Origin of the sequence: Corynebacterium sp. H78, from assembly GCF_037572275.1 — a bacterium.
GTDB lineage: Bacteria > Actinomycetota > Actinomycetes > Mycobacteriales > Mycobacteriaceae > Corynebacterium.
In genome coordinates, this window is the sequence record NZ_JBBHKX010000002.1 from 951,940 (window position 1) to 968,252 (window position 16,313).

The 16,313-nt window shown below is 56.4% G+C and carries 13 protein-coding genes; 9 read left to right on the top strand and 4 right to left on the bottom strand.

What is annotated here, in order from left to right:
• Nucleotide 1 precedes the first annotated feature (1 nt).
• Complete coding sequence (hisS, locus tag WG934_RS05460) at nucleotides 2–1,288, top strand: histidine--tRNA ligase (protein ID WP_339989022.1); 1,287 nt, start codon at nucleotides 2–4, stop codon at nucleotides 1,286–1,288.
• Between the two features lie 26 nt (nucleotides 1,289–1,314).
• Here the strand turns inward: hisS and WG934_RS05465 are convergent, their stop codons facing one another.
• The 4 genes from WG934_RS05465 to ypfJ form a co-directional block, all read right to left on the bottom strand.
• Nucleotides 1,315–2,475 carry an esterase-like activity of phytase family protein gene (locus WG934_RS05465; protein ID WP_339989024.1) on the bottom strand — a complete coding sequence of 387 codons (1,161 nt, stop codon included), beginning with the start codon at nucleotides 2,473–2,475 and terminating at the stop codon, nucleotides 1,315–1,317.
• Between the two features lie 11 nt (nucleotides 2,476–2,486).
• The gene (locus WG934_RS05470; protein WP_339989026.1) at nucleotides 2,487–3,146 is read right to left on the bottom strand and encodes a CE1759 family FMN reductase; all 660 of its coding nucleotides are present in this window, start codon (nucleotides 3,144–3,146) and stop codon (nucleotides 2,487–2,489) included.
• A 42-nt stretch (nucleotides 3,147–3,188) separates the two neighbouring features.
• Nucleotides 3,189–4,307 (bottom strand): LLM class flavin-dependent oxidoreductase, encoded by a 1,119-nt coding sequence (locus WG934_RS05475; RefSeq protein WP_339989027.1) that lies wholly within the window; start codon nucleotides 4,305–4,307, stop codon nucleotides 3,189–3,191.
• 156 nt (nucleotides 4,308–4,463) lie between these two features.
• Complete coding sequence (gene ypfJ, locus WG934_RS05480; RefSeq protein WP_339978336.1) at nucleotides 4,464–5,354, bottom strand: KPN_02809 family neutral zinc metallopeptidase; 891 nt, start codon at nucleotides 5,352–5,354, stop codon at nucleotides 4,464–4,466.
• 185 nt (nucleotides 5,355–5,539) lie between these two features.
• Between ypfJ and aspS the strand changes: the two genes are divergently transcribed.
• The 8 genes from aspS (at nucleotide 5,540) to WG934_RS05520 (ending at nucleotide 16,246) form a co-directional block, all read left to right on the top strand.
• Nucleotides 5,540–7,360, top strand: a complete 1,821-nt coding sequence (gene aspS / locus WG934_RS05485) for an aspartate--tRNA ligase (RefSeq protein WP_339978338.1) — start codon at nucleotides 5,540–5,542, stop codon at nucleotides 7,358–7,360.
• Nucleotides 7,361–7,416: 56 nt separating this feature from the next.
• The gene (locus WG934_RS05490; RefSeq protein WP_339978340.1) at nucleotides 7,417–8,598 is read left to right on the top strand and encodes a hypothetical protein; all 1,182 of its coding nucleotides are present in this window, start codon (nucleotides 7,417–7,419) and stop codon (nucleotides 8,596–8,598) included.
• 133 nt (nucleotides 8,599–8,731) lie between these two features.
• Nucleotides 8,732–10,093, top strand: coding sequence for a replication-associated recombination protein A (locus WG934_RS05495; protein ID WP_339989029.1), 1,362 nt, complete (start codon nucleotides 8,732–8,734; stop codon nucleotides 10,091–10,093).
• Nucleotides 10,094–10,222: 129 nt separating this feature from the next.
• A complete protein-coding gene (alaS, locus tag WG934_RS05500) occupies nucleotides 10,223–12,880 on the top strand; it encodes an alanine--tRNA ligase (RefSeq protein WP_339989031.1) in 2,658 nt (885 codons plus the stop codon).
• 51 nt (nucleotides 12,881–12,931) lie between these two features.
• Nucleotides 12,932–13,426 carry a Holliday junction resolvase RuvX gene (gene ruvX / locus WG934_RS05505; protein WP_339978346.1) on the top strand — a complete coding sequence of 165 codons (495 nt, stop codon included), beginning with the start codon at nucleotides 12,932–12,934 and terminating at the stop codon, nucleotides 13,424–13,426.
• Between the two features lie 180 nt (nucleotides 13,427–13,606).
• On the top strand, nucleotides 13,607–14,800 hold the full coding sequence (gene mltG, locus WG934_RS05510) for an endolytic transglycosylase MltG (protein WP_339978348.1): 1,194 nt from the start codon (nucleotides 13,607–13,609) through the stop codon (nucleotides 14,798–14,800).
• Nucleotides 14,801–14,845: 45 nt separating this feature from the next.
• A complete protein-coding gene (locus tag WG934_RS05515) occupies nucleotides 14,846–15,679 on the top strand; it encodes a shikimate dehydrogenase (RefSeq protein WP_339989034.1) in 834 nt (277 codons plus the stop codon).
• Nucleotides 15,680–15,760: 81 nt separating this feature from the next.
• Nucleotides 15,761–16,246, top strand: coding sequence for an A24 family peptidase (locus WG934_RS05520; RefSeq protein ID WP_339989036.1), 486 nt, complete (start codon nucleotides 15,761–15,763; stop codon nucleotides 16,244–16,246).
• The last annotated feature ends 67 nt before the right edge of the window (nucleotides 16,247–16,313 follow it).

The following is a 16,313-nucleotide window of genomic DNA, read 5'->3' on the forward strand; positions in this document are numbered from 1 at the left end:
CGTGACCGAGCAGAAGAAGACCAAGTTTCAGCCGTTTTCCGCGCCCAAGGGTGTACCGGACTATTTTCCACCGGTATCCCGCGAGTTTGAGGCAGTGCGCAACTACTTCCAGCATCGTGCCCGTTTAGCTGGATTCGAGCACATCGAGCTGCCTATTTTCGAAGAAACTGGTTTGTTTGCCCGTGGTGTCGGTGAATCCACGGATGTTGTGTCAAAGGAGATGTACACCTTCGCAGACCGTGGTGACCGCTCCGTAACTCTGCGCCCAGAAGGTACTGCAGGTGTGATGCGCGCAGTTATCGAGCACAACTTGGATCGCGGTCAGTTGCCAGTCAAGCTGTCCTACGCTGGCCCGTTCTTCCGCTACGAGCGTCCGCAGGCTGGTCGCTATCGCCAGTTGCAGCAGGTGGGCGTCGAAGCCATCGGTGTCGACGATCCAGCCCTCGATGCTGAGGTGATTGCCTTGGCCGATGCTTGCTTCTCCGGAATCGGTCTGACCGGGTACCGTCTTGAACTAACCAGCCTCGGCGACAATTCCTGTCGTCCTGAATACCGCACTAAGCTCCAGGAGTTCCTGTTCGCGTTGCCTCTCGACGAAGAGACTCGTAAGCGTGCAGAGATTAACCCATTGCGTGTCCTCGATGACAAGCGTCCGGAAGTCAAGGAAATAACTGCCGATGCTCCGCTCATGCTGGATTACTTGTCGGCTGAGTGCCAGGAACACTTCGAAACAGTCACTGGCCTGCTTGATGACATGAACATTGCGTACACAATTAATCCACGCATGGTACGTGGCTTGGATTACTACACCAAAACGTGCTTCGAGTTCGTTCACGATGGTCTCGGTGCACAGTCGGGTATTGGTGGTGGCGGTCGCTACGACGGTCTGATGGCGCAGCTCGGTGGTCAAGAATTGTCGGGCATCGGTTTCGGCCTGGGTGTAGACCGCGCCATGCTCGCTCTTGAGACGGAGCAGAAGCAGGTCTCGGACGGTCGTCGCGTCGATGTTTATGGTGTTGCACTTGGCGACGCCGCCCGTCGTCGTATGGTGGCGCTCGTCAACGAGCTCCGCAACGCAGGTATCCGTGCCGACATGTCGTACGGCGGGCGTGGTCTCAAGGGTGCCATGAAGGGTGCAGACCGCGCTGGCGCTCGCTTCGCGCTTGTCCTGGGTGAATCGGAGTTGGAGGCTGGCGAAGTTCAGTTGAAGGACTTGGCAGCCCATGATCAGGAAGCCGTCTCACTTTCCGAGCTCACGTCGGTTCTTTCTGCCAAGCTCGCTCAGTAGAGTTCAGCAAGAATGCTCAGCACTGCTTAGCGCCAGCTAACGGCGTGTAGCAGGCTGCGTTGCAGTGAGCTGAAATTGTTGTCCGAACCGACAAATAGAACGTCACGACGACCTTCGCACCACGCCAACGACTCCACATTGTCGGGGTGCGTCGGCAAGTACGGAAATTCGAAGATGGGTCGTTTGCGCAATGGCTTCTCCTTGCTGTCAAGGCGATCTTTTCCAAGTACATTCGTGGCAGTATTCTGAGCGATGGCATCCAGCGAAACGCGAAACAGCGAGGCACGGTTTCCGGCTACGAATCCATAGGTGCGTTCCAGGAATATGAGTTCTGTCGCATCATCATTGACGGCGATGATCTCTGAAACACCAGGATGTCCCGTGTTCTGCAGCTCCATTGATAATGGATACACAAACTCGCTCAGCGGTTGACCCGTTGGCACATCGTAGACAGTGACACGGCTGAGCCCACTTGAGCCCGCCGGGATCTGTTGCGCCTCTGTATCCTGGCTCAGAGGAAACTCGGTAACAACGACCGCACGCTGGCCATCACGAGAAACTGCGAGCGCTTCATAGGCGCGATTATTCTTCACGACACGTCGCGTCGCAAAGTCCCGGTGATACGGAGGCGGCGAGAATCTACGCAGCTCCCGACCGTCTGGAGACGAATGAATGATCTCCGCTTCGATGGCCTTGCGGGTGTTCCCCTCGGAAGTCCACAGGAATGTTCCATCAGGGAGTACACGAATGGACTCCGGATCGACGCTGCCACGGTCATATGGGATTCCATGCGTGTCGGTGAGACCGATCGTTCTGGTTATCCGCGCGTCCGTGTGCTTTGCGACGAAATCCTCACCAGCAGCAATCTCCAATTCGTACACCCGAGCCGGACCTTGAAGCGCCCGATCATCACTGATGGCTAGATATCGTGAGCCCTGAAGATGATCGATCCCCGAGATGCCTCCGAATGGAACGCTGTCGCCAGTTTGCGTATACATGGAAGGGACGTCACTAGCTGTGTCAACCTCGCGATCTAGATTGATGTAGCCCTGGTACGGCGTGGCCGGGTCGAGCTCAGGAGCTAAGCCAGGCGGATGTTGAGCCATGAGGCTACCCAGACCAAGGAAGTACGCAACGACGATGCTGGTGACGGCAATCGTCGTAAAGCGGATACCAGGTCGGGACATATCTACCGAGACTAGCCGGAATGGTCGGCCAAGAGATCCGTGAAAGACACGCCAGAAGTGTTCAGTCCAGCGCCTGAAGGGCGGTCTGTAGAGGCTAAGCCATCAACATGAGTCGTGAGGATCATCTCGGCGAGTTCTCGACCAGCTCGCTGGGCGCGCTCAGCCAGGGGAGCGGACTGGTGCAGGTCGCCTGTAAAGGTTGACTTTCCAAAATCGTCTGTCGCCGAGAAAACATCGGTCGGGGCAATTCTCGCTCCGAAGTGGGAGAAGAGAGGGCGAAGGGTGTGGTCGATAACCAGCGAATGTCGCGCTGTACCTGCCGTGGCGCCGAGAAGAATGGGGACGTTGCGCAAGGCATCGTCATCAAGAGAGTCAATAAACATCTTAAATAGCCCGTTGTACGATGCCTTGAACACCGGAGTCACGGCGATGATCGCATCGGCAGCAGCGGTGCGATTTCGCGCGTCATCCAAGGCGACGGACGCGATGCCGCCGGCGGTAAAGAGGTCCGCAAGATCCCGAGCTAGAGTACGCAGCTCGATGACGTGGATCTCCGCATTTTCGCCTCGTGCAGAAATCGCTGTGCTGGTTGCGTTCGAGAGCATGTCAGCGAGTTGGCGAGTTGTGGATGGCGTCGACAAACCACTTGAGATGACAACGATTTTGTGCACGTAGGGATCCTTTCCAAACTGTGCTGGTGTGCTGGTCAATGCCTAGTTTTCGATACGACCAGGCTGAATGCGGTGGTGTGGATGCTCACGATTAGCCGACAGCGTGGCATGGGTTGGTGGATCAGAAGGGACGTGTTCTGGTCGGCGTTCCTCAAACTTCTTACGAAGGACAGGAACGACATCGCGACCAAGGCGTTCAATCTGATTAAGGACGATGTCGAGAGGTAGTCCAGCGTGGTCAATCAGGAATAGTTGACGTTGATAGTCGCCAACCCAATCCGCGAACTGAAGAGTTCTATCGATGACCTGCTCAGTAGTGCCCACGGTCAGTGGAGTCATTTCTGTGAACTCTTCGAGGGATGGCCCGTGGCCGTAGACAGGCGCATTGTCAAAGTATGGACGGAAGAATTCCTTTGCTTCCGCCTCAGAGTCGCCGATAAAGACCTGACCGCCAAGGCCAACGATGGCTTGATCAGCGCGACCGTGGCCGAACTGTTCGTAACGACGGCGGTAGATACTCACCATCTTCGCGGTGTGTTCCTTGTTCCAGAAGATGTTGTTGTGGAAGAAACCGTCACCGTAGAAGGCTGCTTGCTCCGCAATTTGGACTGAGCGAATAGAACCGTGCCATACGAAAGGCGGAGTGTCATCTAGTGGCCATGGGGTAGTGACGTATCCCTGCAGCGGGGTGCGGAATTCGCCGGACCAGTTCACAGGGCGTTCGCGCCAGAGGCGACGTAGCAAGTGGTAATTCTCGACAGCTAGTGGGATTCCTTGGCGAATATCTTTACCAAACCATGGGTACACCGGACCCGTGTTGCCTCGTCCCAGCATGAGATCAACTCGACCGTCTGCAAGATGCTGGAGGTAGGAATAGTCTTCAGCAAGCTTGACAGGGTCATTCGTTGTAATGAGTGTCGTCGCAGTAGAGAGAATCAGTTTCTCGGTTTGAGCAGCAATACTTGCTAACAGAATAGGGGGAGTGCCGGGCGCGACAAACGGCGGATTGTGGTGCTCGCCTGTAGCAAAGACATCAAGGCCAACTTCTTCCGCCTTGCGGGCAATGGCAATGGTGGCCTTGATGCGTTCGTGCTCTGTGGGAGTTGTGCCATTAGTAGGGTCGGTGGTGACATCGCCGATGGTAAAAATGCCGAACTGCATGAAAATCCTTTGCTCGTTGGGATATCTGGGTGTGCTTTTGTCGATTAGGTCCAACCGTAGCATTTATGTGACATGTCAACAACAGGGGTTAGTGAAAGGCCACCGCCGCCAAGAGGGGAAGTGGCCTTCAGGGGATCGTCGTAAAGCTAGCGTCGACTAGTCGCGATAAACACCGCGGTTCAACGTGTCACACTGAGACATCTTGCCGGTCTTGTATCCCGTCAAGAATGCTTGCATACGCTGCTCGGATGATCCGTGCGTCCACAAGTCTGGCTGAATCTCGCCACCACTGTGCTTCTGAATAGTGTCATCGCCAATGGCTTGTGCAGTCTGAACGGCATCCGAGACCTGTTCGTCGGTCAACGGCTCAATGATTGCGTCTGGACCCTTGTCTGCATAGTGCGCCCACATGCCTGCATAGCAGTCTGCCTGCAACTCAATCTTCACTGCATCAGACTCTGGGCCTGGCTCGTTGTAATTGGAACGACCCAACGTGCCTTCAAGCTTTTGGATGTGGTGACCGAACTCGTGCGCCACGACATACTCCTGCGCAAGCGGGCCATCGCCACCGCCCATGCGCTCTAGCATGTCGAAGAACGAAGTGTCGTAGTACGACGTGTTATCTGCAGGGCAGTAGAACGGGCCTGTCGACGACGACGCCATGCCGCAACCCGACTGAGTAGAGTTCTTGAAAATCACCATGCCGGGAACCTCGTACTCGATGCCGGCCTGCTTAGGCAGCTGCTCCTGCCATACTCGGTCTACGGAGATGCCGGTGTACTCGATACGGCAATCGACGTACTTGTTCGCGTCTTCGCCAGTTTTGCAGTGCTCGAGACCTCCAGCGCCCTGTTCGATTTGGCCCTGTTCGTTACCGCCAGCGCCGAGGCCCATGATGTCATCTACATTGCCCGGGTTGCCTCCAAATAGGAGATAGAGGCCAACAAGCAAGAGACTGCCAATACCGCCGCCGACCGCGACACCACCGGCGCGACCGCCAGTGGAAGCGCGATTCGAGCCCTTCTGAAAATCCCCACGAAATGTCATGCCATCAATTATGGCAGGTATCGAAGCGTTTCCTGCGCATGCTTGCTCCAAATCTCCAAAAATGCCCCAAAGAACTATCGTTGCGGGGGTAACAGGTAGAATCTTTTGGACGCTTGCCCACCAGTCATTTTCAGACTGGTCTTTGGGCTACTGAAACCCCATTTATGTGGAAGGACCGTAAAGCAGTGCTTCGTACGCATCTCGCTGGTGAACTTCGTGCTGACCAGGCTGGAAATACCGTCACCCTAACCGGTTGGGTGGCTCGTCGCCGCGACCATGGTGGAGTGATCTTCATTGACATGCGCGACCGTTCCGGTATCGCTCAGGTCGTATTCCGTAACTCCGATGTTGCCGAGCGCGCGCACCATCTCCGTAGCGAATACTGCATCAAGGTCACGGGCGTCGTTGAGCCGCGACCAGCAGGTTCCGAAAACCCTAATCTTGCATCCGGTGACATTGAAGTAAACGTCACTGAGCTTGAGATTCTCAATGAGTCTGCAGCACTGCCTTTCCAGTTGGATGACCAGTCCAGTGCAAACGAAGTCGGCGAAGAAACCCGACTCAAGTACCGCTACCTCGACCTGCGTCGTGAAGGTCCACACAAGATCATGCGTTTGCGTGCTGCTGTCAACCGTGCAGCTCGTTCAGTCCTGGATTCTCATGATTTCACGGAAATTGAGACCCCAACGCTGACCCGCTCGACCCCAGAAGGCGCACGTGACTTCCTCGTCCCAGCCCGCTTGAAGCCAGGTACTTTCTACGCATTGCCACAGTCACCACAGCTGTTTAAGCAGCTACTCATGGTGTCTGGCATGGAGCGCTACTACCAGATCGCTCGTTGCTACCGTGACGAAGACTTCCGCGCTGACCGTCAGCCAGAGTTCACTCAGCTTGACGTCGAAATGAGCTTCGTCGAGCAGGACGATGTCATCGCGCTTGCTGAAGAGATTCTGGTTGCGATCTGGAAGGAAGCTGGGTACGACATCTCCACGCCGATTCCTCGTATGACCTACAAGGACGCGATGGAGAAGTACGGCTCCGATAAGCCGGATCTTCGTTTCGACATTCAGCTTGTGGAGTGCACTGAGTTCTTCAAGGACACCACCTTCCGTGTGTTCCAGAACGAGTACGTGGGCGCTGTAGTCATGGAAGGTGGCGCTTCCCAGCCACGTCGTCAGCTGGATGCATGGCAGGACTGGGCACGCCAGCGTGGCGCCAAGGGCCTTGCATACATTCTCGTTGGTGAGGACGGCGAATTGGGCGGTCCGGTAGCCAAGAACATCACTGATGAAGAGCGCGCTGGAATTGCAGCTCACGTCGGCGCGAAACCAGGCGACTGCATCTTCTTCGCAGCTGGCGATGCCAAGTCGTCCCGTGCGCTGCTTGGCGCAGCCCGTGGCGAGATCGCAAACAAGCTGGGTCTGATCAAGGAAGGCGACTGGGCCTTCACCTGGGTCGTTGATGCTCCAATGTTTGAGCCAGCAGCTGATGCTAAGGCCTCGGGCGATGTTGCTCTCGGCCACTCTAAGTGGACTGCAGTGCACCACGCCTTCACGTCGCCAAAACCGGAGTGCTTGGACACCTTCGACAAGGAACCAGGCGAGGCGCTCGCATACGCGTACGACATTGTCTGCAACGGCAACGAAATTGGTGGCGGCTCCATCCGTATTCACCAGCGTTCTGTACAGGAACGAGTCTTCGACGTCATGGGAATTGGCGCCGAAGAAGCTCAGGAGAAGTTTGGCTTCCTGCTCGACGCCTTCGCCTTTGGCGCACCACCCCACGGCGGTATTGCATTCGGCTGGGACCGCATCGTCTCGTTGCTTGCGGGTGTCGAGTCGATCCGCGAAGTCATTGCGTTCCCTAAGTCGGGTGGTGGCGTTGACCCATTGACCGATGCACCGTCGGAGATCACGCCTCAGCAGCGCAAGGAGTCCGGCATTGACGCTAAGCCAAAGCGTCCAGTAAACAAGAGTGAAAAGGAAGCTACCAGCAACAAGGCGTAACGACGCCACTGGTACTGCTTAATTGATAGAGAAAGGCGCTTACGCGCACGCGTGTTATGGATCAGTCACTGGACGGAGAAGAGCTGCAAGAGTTCAACCATGCCATTTCGTTGGCGGGAGACCTCCTGGCAAGCCGTTTCGGTGGTCGGCCTGAACTGACCGATCCCGAGAATCTAGGCGGAAGCGGGCGCTCGTTGGTACTACGAATGCGCGTTTCCCCAAATCCGTTCCTGCCAAACCGATCCATTGTGGTCAAACAGCTTCCAAAGAGCTCTGCGGAAGGTGCTGACCCAGCTCTGCTGCGAGAAATCGTCGCCTATCAATTTGCCACCTCGCTTCCGGAGTCAGTTCGGCCTGGGCCGGAGCTGCTCGCATACGACGTCGACAAGCGAATTCTGGTGATCTCCGATGCAGGCGACGCAGACACCCTCATGGATGTTTTGGGACGTGCAGACGACGAACAGCGGATGAAGCTTTACCGATCACTCGGCGGTGCGCTCGGCCGGATGCATGTTGGCACAGCGCACCGGGAAGACGGTTTCAATGCTTTGCTGCGCAGGCTGTGGTCGAAGCATCGCGGCAAAGAAGATGTAGTCGGCGCGCGTGATCGAGGCATCGTGGAGTCGATCGAGTTCGGTCTCGATGTGCTGCGTTCGGCGGGAATCGACGTTCCGCCAGGTGTGGAAAGCTTTGCTCTCGATGCTTCTCGACGACTCGCTTCCGGCCATCACCGCGCCTTCACTCCCTTCGACTTGGACCCAAGCAATATCTTGATGGCCAACCGCGTGGTCTTCTTGGATTACGAGTGGGCAGGCTACCGCGACGCAGTTTTTGATGTTGCGAGTGTCGTGGCTGGGTTCCCTTTGCATTCCTTCTCCACTCGACCAACCCGCGCCGAGACGGAGGTCTTTATCCGTGCGTGGGCGGAAGAGGTGCGCAGCATTTGGCACAAGAGTGCTGATGACCGGGTACTGCATACCCGCGTTATCGCTGCACTCATTGGATGGACGTTGATTTCTGTTTCTGTCGTGCACTTTGGCTCTGCTGAGCAAGGGCTTGGCGTGAAGCGGGGAGAGATAGACTTGTCCACTTCAGAGCTTGGCGGTGGCGACCATCAGCGAGCAGACCTGGAGAATACGACGTCGGCGTTGCTGGATGTTGCTTCTATGTGCGAGGACAACCGAGCAAAAGAAGTACGCCAATTTGCCGAAGACCTGCTTGCTCATTTGAGCGCATAACGTCGGGCGTCGTCCGTATTTCCCGCCCGGTCGCTCAGGGGGGGGGCGTAGCGGATCCCTGCCACGTGGACTGTAGGTTGCATTGTCGATTGCGAATTCGACCAATCCGAGCCACCAGTTACCCTGGTAGCAAATGACTGAACCAGGATTGTTCGATACCCCAGGAAGCAACAGCCAGCCTGACGTGTCTTCGCCATCGGAATATTTCCATCCGGGACGACACGCACCACTGGCTGTACGGATGCGTCCCCGAGATCTGTCTGAAGTCGTAGGACAGAAGCACTTATTGGGCGAAGGCGCACCGCTCCGTCGTCTCGTAGAAGGTGGCGGGGATACCTCCGTGATCTTGTTTGGCCCGCCGGGAACGGGTAAGACCACGCTAGCGAGTTTGATTTCTACGTCAACGGGCCGTCGTTTTGAAGCACTCAGTGCCCTCAACGCTGGTGTGAAGGAAGTCCGTGCGGTGATCGAACGGGCGCGCACGCACTTGGTTCGAGAGGGCGTGCAGTCAGTCTTGTTCATCGACGAGGTGCATCGATTTTCCAAAACGCAGCAAGATGCACTTTTGGGCGCTGTCGAGAACCGCACAGTCTTATTGGTCGCAGCGACCACAGAGAATCCATCCTTTTCGGTTGTGTCGCCGTTACTTAGCCGGTCGCTACTTCTGCAGTTGGAACCATTGTCAGACGATGACATTGCCGATGTCATTACTCGAGCCGCTACCGATGAGCGTGGTCTTGCCGGCCGGATCACGCTTGACGACGGCGCGTTGAAGCAACTCGTGGCACTGGCTTCAGGCGATGCGCGCAGATCGTTGACCTATTTGGAAGCTGCAGCTGAAGGCGTCGCCGATGGTGAAACATTGGATGAAGCGACTGTCCAAGCTGCAGTGAACAAGGCAGTTGTGCGGTATGACCGCGATGGCGATCAGCACTATGACGTCACTAGTGCTTTCATTAAGTCAGTGCGTGGTTCTGATGTTGACGCCGCATTGCACTATTTGGCTCGAATGATCGACGGTGGGGAAGACCCTCGTTTCATTGCGCGTCGCATCATCATCTTGGCCAGCGAGGACATTGGCATGGCCGATCCGTCTGCTTTGCAGACCGCGGTTGCAGCAGCTCACGCTGTGCAGATGATCGGCATGCCAGAAGCACGGTTGACTCTTGCCCAAGCCGTCATCCATCTAGCAACAGCGCCCAAATCCAACTCGGTTATCAACGCTATTGATGCTGCATTAAAGGACGTTCGCCGAGGAAAGACCGGTGCCGTGCCACCGCACTTGCGGGATGGGCATTACTCGGGTGCCAAAGCAATGGGCAATGCGGTTGATTATCAATATCCGCATAGCGACCCACGTGGTGTCGTGGCACAGCAGTATCCGCCGGACAACCTCGCAGATTGTATCTACTATGAGCCGACCACCCACGGCCGGGAAAACGGGATGGCAACGCACCTCGGCAATATTCGGCGCATTGTGCGGGATAAGCGTTGACGACGAGCACCGTCGTAAAGCCCCGAAGTTTGACCAGGGTGAATACACGGTGCCGGGGGATAAGCGGGTATGCTTTCCAATTTGTAAAACAACATTCGAGCACGACGTGAAACGAGGGACGAAACCACCGTGCAGACTCATGAAATTCGAAAGCGCTTCATCGAGCATTTCGTCAAAGCTGGACATACCGAGGTTCCTAGCGCGTCTCTCGTTTTAGATGACCCAAACTTGTTGTTCGTCAACGCAGGTATGGTGCCGTTCAAGCCATACTTCCTTGGCAATGAAACGCCTGAGTACTCGACCGCAACGTCGATTCAGAAGTGTGTTCGTACGCTGGATATTGAAGAAGTCGGTATTACGACTCGCCACAATACGTTCTTCCAGATGGCAGGCAACTTCTCCTTTGGTGATTACTTCAAGGAGGGTGCCATTACCCACGCCTGGAACCTGCTGACTGGTTCACTTGACGACGGCGGTTTTGGCATCCCAGCCGAAAAGCTGTGGGTGACCGTGTACCTGGATGACGACGAGGCGCACGACATTTGGCGAGACAAGGTCGGCATTCCGGAAGAGCGCATCCAGCGTCGTGGCATGGAAGACAACTACTGGTCCATGGGCGTTCCAGGACCATGCGGCCCATGCTCCGAGATCTTCTACGACCGTGGCCCTGACTACGGCATCGAGGGTGGCCCAGTAGCCGACGAAGACCGCTACATCGAAATCTGGAACCTCGTGTTCATGCAGAACGAGCGTGGCGAAGGCACCGGCAAGGATAACTTCGAGATTCTCGGCCCATTGCCTAAGCAGAACATCGACACCGGCATGGGTATTGAGCGCGTAGCGTTCTTGCTCCAAGGCGTTGAGAACGTTTACGAAACTGACCTGCTTCGTCCAGTGATTGATACTGCCGAAGAAATGACTGGCTCGAAGTACGGTGCCAACAACACCGATGACATCCGTTTTCGCGTTATCGCTGACCACTGCCGTACCGGCTTGATGCTCATGCTCGACGGCGTTACGCCGTCGAACACTGACCGTGGCTATATTCTGCGTCGTTTGTTGCGCCGAATCATTCGCTCGGCACGTCTGCTGGGCGCGCAGGGACAGACCCTGGAGGCGCTGCTGAATACCGCTCGTCAGACCATGACCCCGTCGTACCCAGAAATCGCTGACAGCTGGGAGCGCATCCGCTCTGTTGCATTGGGTGAGGAAAAGGCATTCCTGAAGACCCTCGAAGCTGGCACGAAGCTCTTTGAAGAGGCTGCCACCAAGGCAAAGTCGTCGGGCGCAACCGAGCTTGCTGGCAGCACCGCTTTTGCACTCCATGACACGCACGGTTTCCCGATCGATCTGACGATGGAAATGGCCGCCGAAGCCGGGCTTTCTGTAGATCGAGAAGAGTTCGACCGCGAAATGGCCGAGCAGCGCGCTCGTGCAAAGGCCGATAACAAGGCTAAGAAGAAGTCGCACACAGACCTCGGTATCTACCGCGAGTTCATCGACGAGCACCCAACCGTTTTCACCGGCTACGACAAGCTTGTCGACGAGTCGAAGGTCATCGGCCTGGTTTCGACTGGTGAGCTACTGCCAGCAGCGCACGAAGGTCAGGAAGTGGAACTGATCCTGGACCGTTCTCCTCTGTACGCAGAATCGGGCGGTCAGATCGCGGACCAGGGTCGTATTGTTACGGCTTCGGGCGCAATCGTAGACATCACCGATGTGCAGAAGGTTGGTAAGAAGGTCTGGCTGCACAAGGGTGTCGTTTCCAACGGTGAAGTAGTAGTTGGGGAAGCCGCAGAGGCTCAGGTCGATAAGGCATGGCGTCACTCTGCACGTCAGGCACACACTGCCACTCACTTGATTCATGGTGCGCTTCGCCAGGTTCTTGGCGAGACAGCAACACAGGCTGGTTCCATGAACAAGCCGGGTTACCTGCGCTTCGACTTCAAGTACGGTGAGGCATTGACCCCTGATCAGTTGCGTCAGATCGAGCAGATCACCAACCAGGCTGTCGATCACGACTGGGCAGTGAACACCATCGAGACCTCTCTGGACGAGGCTAAGAAGATGGGTGCCATGGCCCTGTTCAACGAAAATTACGGCGATCGTGTGCGCGTCGTCGAGGTGGGTGGCCCATTCTCGATGGAACTCTGTGGTGGGACCCACGTGGCGCACTCATCTCAGATTGGCCCTGTCGCTGTGTTGGGAGAATCGTCGGTAGGTTCGGGTATTCGTCGTATCGAGGCATACTCCGGTATGGATTCGTTCCGTTACCTGTCTACCGAGCGACTTCTGGCCGAGCGCCTGTCCGCCGAGTTCAAGGCACCGTCGGCTGAGGTTCCAGATCGTATCGCTCAGCTCGCCGAGAAGTTGAAGGCAACAGAGAAGAAGCTGGAAGAACTTAAGGCACAGCAGTTACTGGCAAATGCCGCTTCGCATCTGGATCAGGCACGCACTATTGGTGACATCACCTACTTGGGGCTGAAGTTGCCAAACGGTACGCAGGCGAAGGACATTCGCTCCTTGGCAAACGACCTTCGTGGCCGCTTGTCCAGCAAGCCCGCGGTGATTGCACTTGTTGCGGACACCGACGGCAAGGCACCTTTCGCCGTTGCTGTTACCGACGGCGCCGTCGAGAAGGGCTACAAGGCTGGCGATCTCGTGAAAGTTCTTGGAGCCAAGATCGGTGGCCGCGGTGGCGGAAAGCCTCAGTTGGCACAGGGTTCCGGATCCGACGCCACGGGCATTGATGCCGGTTTGAACGCGATTGCCGACGAACTGCAGTAGCCAGCAGCATCGCGAAGAACGCTACAGAACGAGAGAACCAGAGGAACAGCGATGAGCCGCCTCGCATTCGATACTCCAGGAGTCAATGATCCAGGACCAGGTCGTCGACTTGGCTTGGATGTTGGAGATGCCCGAATCGGGGTGGCTATTTCTGATCCTGACTGTATTTTGGCCACTCCCGTCGAGAATGTGCAGACACAGACTCGTCGAAAAGATCCGGATGGTCCCGATATTGACCGAATGGTGGAGATCGCCACCAGTTACGGGGTGATTGAGATTGTGATCGGGCTTCCGAAGATGTTGAACGGTGAGTTCGGAACGTCTGCTCGCAAGGCAGCTGAAGTTGGCTTCCGATTGAAGCGGAGACTCGGCGACGACGTTACGATTAGCTACGCGGACGAGCGTATGACGTCGGTCGTTGCCCAATCGCGGTTACACCAGGCTGGCATCAACACAAAGCAGGGGCGAAGTGTAATTGACCAGGCTGCAGCGGTGGAAATCCTCCAAATGTGGTTGGATACCCGCAAACGCAACCTGAATTTGTAACATTTCGACTCGCCGTCGATAACGAAAAGGTGACTTTTGGTGCCCACATAGGGTTTTATTACTAAGAGAACCTGAATGTTTGGTTTAGAGTTCGGGGCAGGCACGCTGTGGCATGCCCACATTCTCGTGCCATTCGATCACTTCTGAATTAGTCCATATCCGCATCCTGAGGAGTCCCACATGAGGCGTGGCGCTAACGCTGCCCGTACCACGAAGGCGCGTAAGGGTAAGTCTAAGAGGATTCGTCGTCGCCAGACGGCGCTCGCCATCAACATTACGTCCATCCTTCTCAGCGTCATCATCATTGCCGGTGTAGGCCTCATGTGGACACGCGGAGGTGTAGGTGGAGACTTCAATGGGGACGGCAACGGTAAACCGGTGATTGTTGAAGTAGCACAGGGCTCATCGCTGTCGGACATTTCTCAGGAGCTCGTGGACAAGGGCATCGTCGCAACGACAAGTGCATTTATGTCCGCAGCCAACGACAACCCCGATTCCGACAACCTACAGCCTGGTTTCTACCGCCTGGAAGAGCACATGTCGGCTCAATCAGCGGTAGCTGCTCTCCTTGACCCGGAAAAGCAGGCTGGCAATGTCGATATTCCGACGGGCACCCGCTTGACCGACATCAAGGTTGTCGCGGCAAACGACGTTCGTAAGGGCATTTACACGTTGCTCTCTGAGGCGTCGTGCACTGGGGAAGACCAGTGCATCACCAAGGAAGAGTTCGAACAGGTCGCAGCTAATACCGATCCAGCTGAGCTCGGTGTCCCAGACTGGGCGCGTGACCGAGTTCTGGCGCAGGGCAATGATCCTCGTCGTATCGAAGGCTTGATCACTCCTGGCATCCACCAGTTCCACCCAGAAAGCAACGCCAAGGAGATCTTGACGAAGCTGATTACGTCATCCACCGAGTCTTATGAAGAGACCGGACTGACTACGGCTGCAGAAACGGTCGGCCTCGCTCCATACGACTTGATTACGGCTGCGTCGCTGATTCAGATGGAGTCGCCAGACGGCGACTTTGACAAGGTAGCGCGCGTGATCTTGAACCGTCTGCACGAGCCGATGCAGCTGCAGTTCGACTCGACGGTTAACTACGACTTGACCGAGCAGGAAGTTGCAACGTCTGACGAAGATCGTGCTCGTCAGACACCGTGGAATACCTACGCGATGGATGGACTGCCTGCGACTCCAATTTCATCTCCATCGCTGGAAGCTATCCAGGCTATGGAGAACCCAGCCGACGGCACGTGGCTGTACTTCGTCACCATCGACCTTGAAGGCACCACCGTGTTCAATACGACCTTCGAGGAACACGAGGCTGCAATCGAGTTGTCGCGTCAGAACGGCGTCCTAGACTCAAACCGGTAAGTTTTCCGCACCTAGCCTCACGCCACTTCCTTCGAGAGGACATCCATGAGCGTGCGTTATCGCGCTGCCGTACTCGGCGATCCAATCGAACACTCCCGATCGCCTTTGATCCACAACGCTGGTTACGCCGCCGCGGGGCTATCGGAGTGGGAGTACGGTCGCTTCCAATGTGATGCCGAGTCGTTGCCAGCCCTCGTCGGCACGTGCGACGAAAGCTACCGTGGCTTTTCGGTAACCATGCCAGGGAAGTTCGCTGCACTAAACTTTGCGACGGAATCGACTCCGCGCGCCCGCGCCATTGGTTCGGCGAATACCCTCGTTCGAACTGATAGTGGGTGGCGAGCTGACAATACGGACTGCGATGGTGTCACCGGGGCCTTGGCAGAACTCGGGATCACGAAGCTTTCTAACGGTCGTGCTGTGCTTGTTGGTGCGGGTGGTACTGCACGGCCAGCATTGTGGGCGTTAGCTCAGGTTGGTGTCACTCATCTGACTGTTGTAGCGCGGTCGGAACGCGCTTATGCCTTGGAGCCGCTCGCTGCTCAGCTTGGTGTCGAGTTTGTGTGGGTGGAGTTCACTGTGCCAAACCTTGCGGATATTGCGGGTGCTGCGGATGTTCTTGTATCGACGGTGCCGGCAGCCGCATTGGAAGGCGTGACCAACCAATTGGCCCGAGCACCTAAAGTCTTGGACGTCATCTACGATCCTCGTCCGACGTCCCTGGTTGCAGCGGCACTCGCCAACGGGCACTCTGCTGTGGACGGCCTGTCGATGTTGCTGCATCAGGCGCTCGGCCAGTTCGAGCAGTTCACTGGAGTCTCAGCCCCCGCAGATGCGATGCGATCAGCGCTCTATGCCGATGTTGACGGTGCTAACTAGAACTTGTGGATTGTTCCCTCATTGTGGATAGCTAGTTCGACTCTTCAGCCTCGTTCTCATGCTTGACCTAAGGTCACAGCCATGGGATCGGGGCTGTTATGTCTGATGGGGCTGGTATGGGCACTGTCGTTGTGCTGGTATGACTTCCGTTACCGGCGTTTGCCTGACTCACTCACCCTCATCGGTGGCATCGGCGCGCTCATCGTAAGTGTCGTTGAAGGTGACGTTCGAGCAGCAATTGCTGGTGGCGTGGTGTGGGCGTTGTTGTATGCGGGCATAGCCGTCGTCAAGCCACAAGCGATGGGTGGCGGAGACATAAAGTTGGCGGTGACCACTGGAGCCCTTGTAGCGCTCTTCGGAAGTGCGCGTCCGGGGTGGGAAACATTGCTGGCCGTATTTCTGGCGATAGCACTCGCTGGAGTTATCACTGGCACGCTCGGGATAATGATGTGGGGGACGAGCACGCTGCTGCGCCCCCGTGACCCCACGAAAATGCAGCGTATAGGGCATGTTCCGCATGGGCCCGGCATGTTGCTAGCAACAGCGTTGTTGGTGTTACCAGTCTAAGAAACCCGATTTGGGGGAGTTGCGCCACGCGTTAAGGGCACCCAAAAACCCAATCGTTGCCATGTCA

Coding starts and splice junctions, on each gene's coding strand:
- WG934_RS05465 (WP_339989024.1), bottom strand. CDS start 2,475: ATGTCCCGACCTGGTATCCGCTTTACGACGATTGCCGTCACCAGCATC.
- WG934_RS05475 (WP_339989027.1), bottom strand. CDS start 4,307: ATGCAGTTCGGCATTTTTACCATCGGCGATGTCACCACCGACCCTACT.
- ypfJ (WP_339978336.1), bottom strand. CDS start 5,354: ATGACATTTCGTGGGGATTTTCAGAAGGGCTCGAATCGCGCTTCCACT.
- WG934_RS05490 (WP_339978340.1), top strand. CDS start 7,417: ATGGATCAGTCACTGGACGGAGAAGAGCTGCAAGAGTTCAACCATGCC.
- WG934_RS05495 (WP_339989029.1), top strand. CDS start 8,732: ATGACTGAACCAGGATTGTTCGATACCCCAGGAAGCAACAGCCAGCCT.
- ruvX (WP_339978346.1), top strand. CDS start 12,932: ATGAGCCGCCTCGCATTCGATACTCCAGGAGTCAATGATCCAGGACCA.
- mltG (WP_339978348.1), top strand. CDS start 13,607: ATGAGGCGTGGCGCTAACGCTGCCCGTACCACGAAGGCGCGTAAGGGT.
- WG934_RS05515 (WP_339989034.1), top strand. CDS start 14,846: ATGAGCGTGCGTTATCGCGCTGCCGTACTCGGCGATCCAATCGAACAC.
- WG934_RS05520 (WP_339989036.1), top strand. CDS start 15,761: ATGGGATCGGGGCTGTTATGTCTGATGGGGCTGGTATGGGCACTGTCG.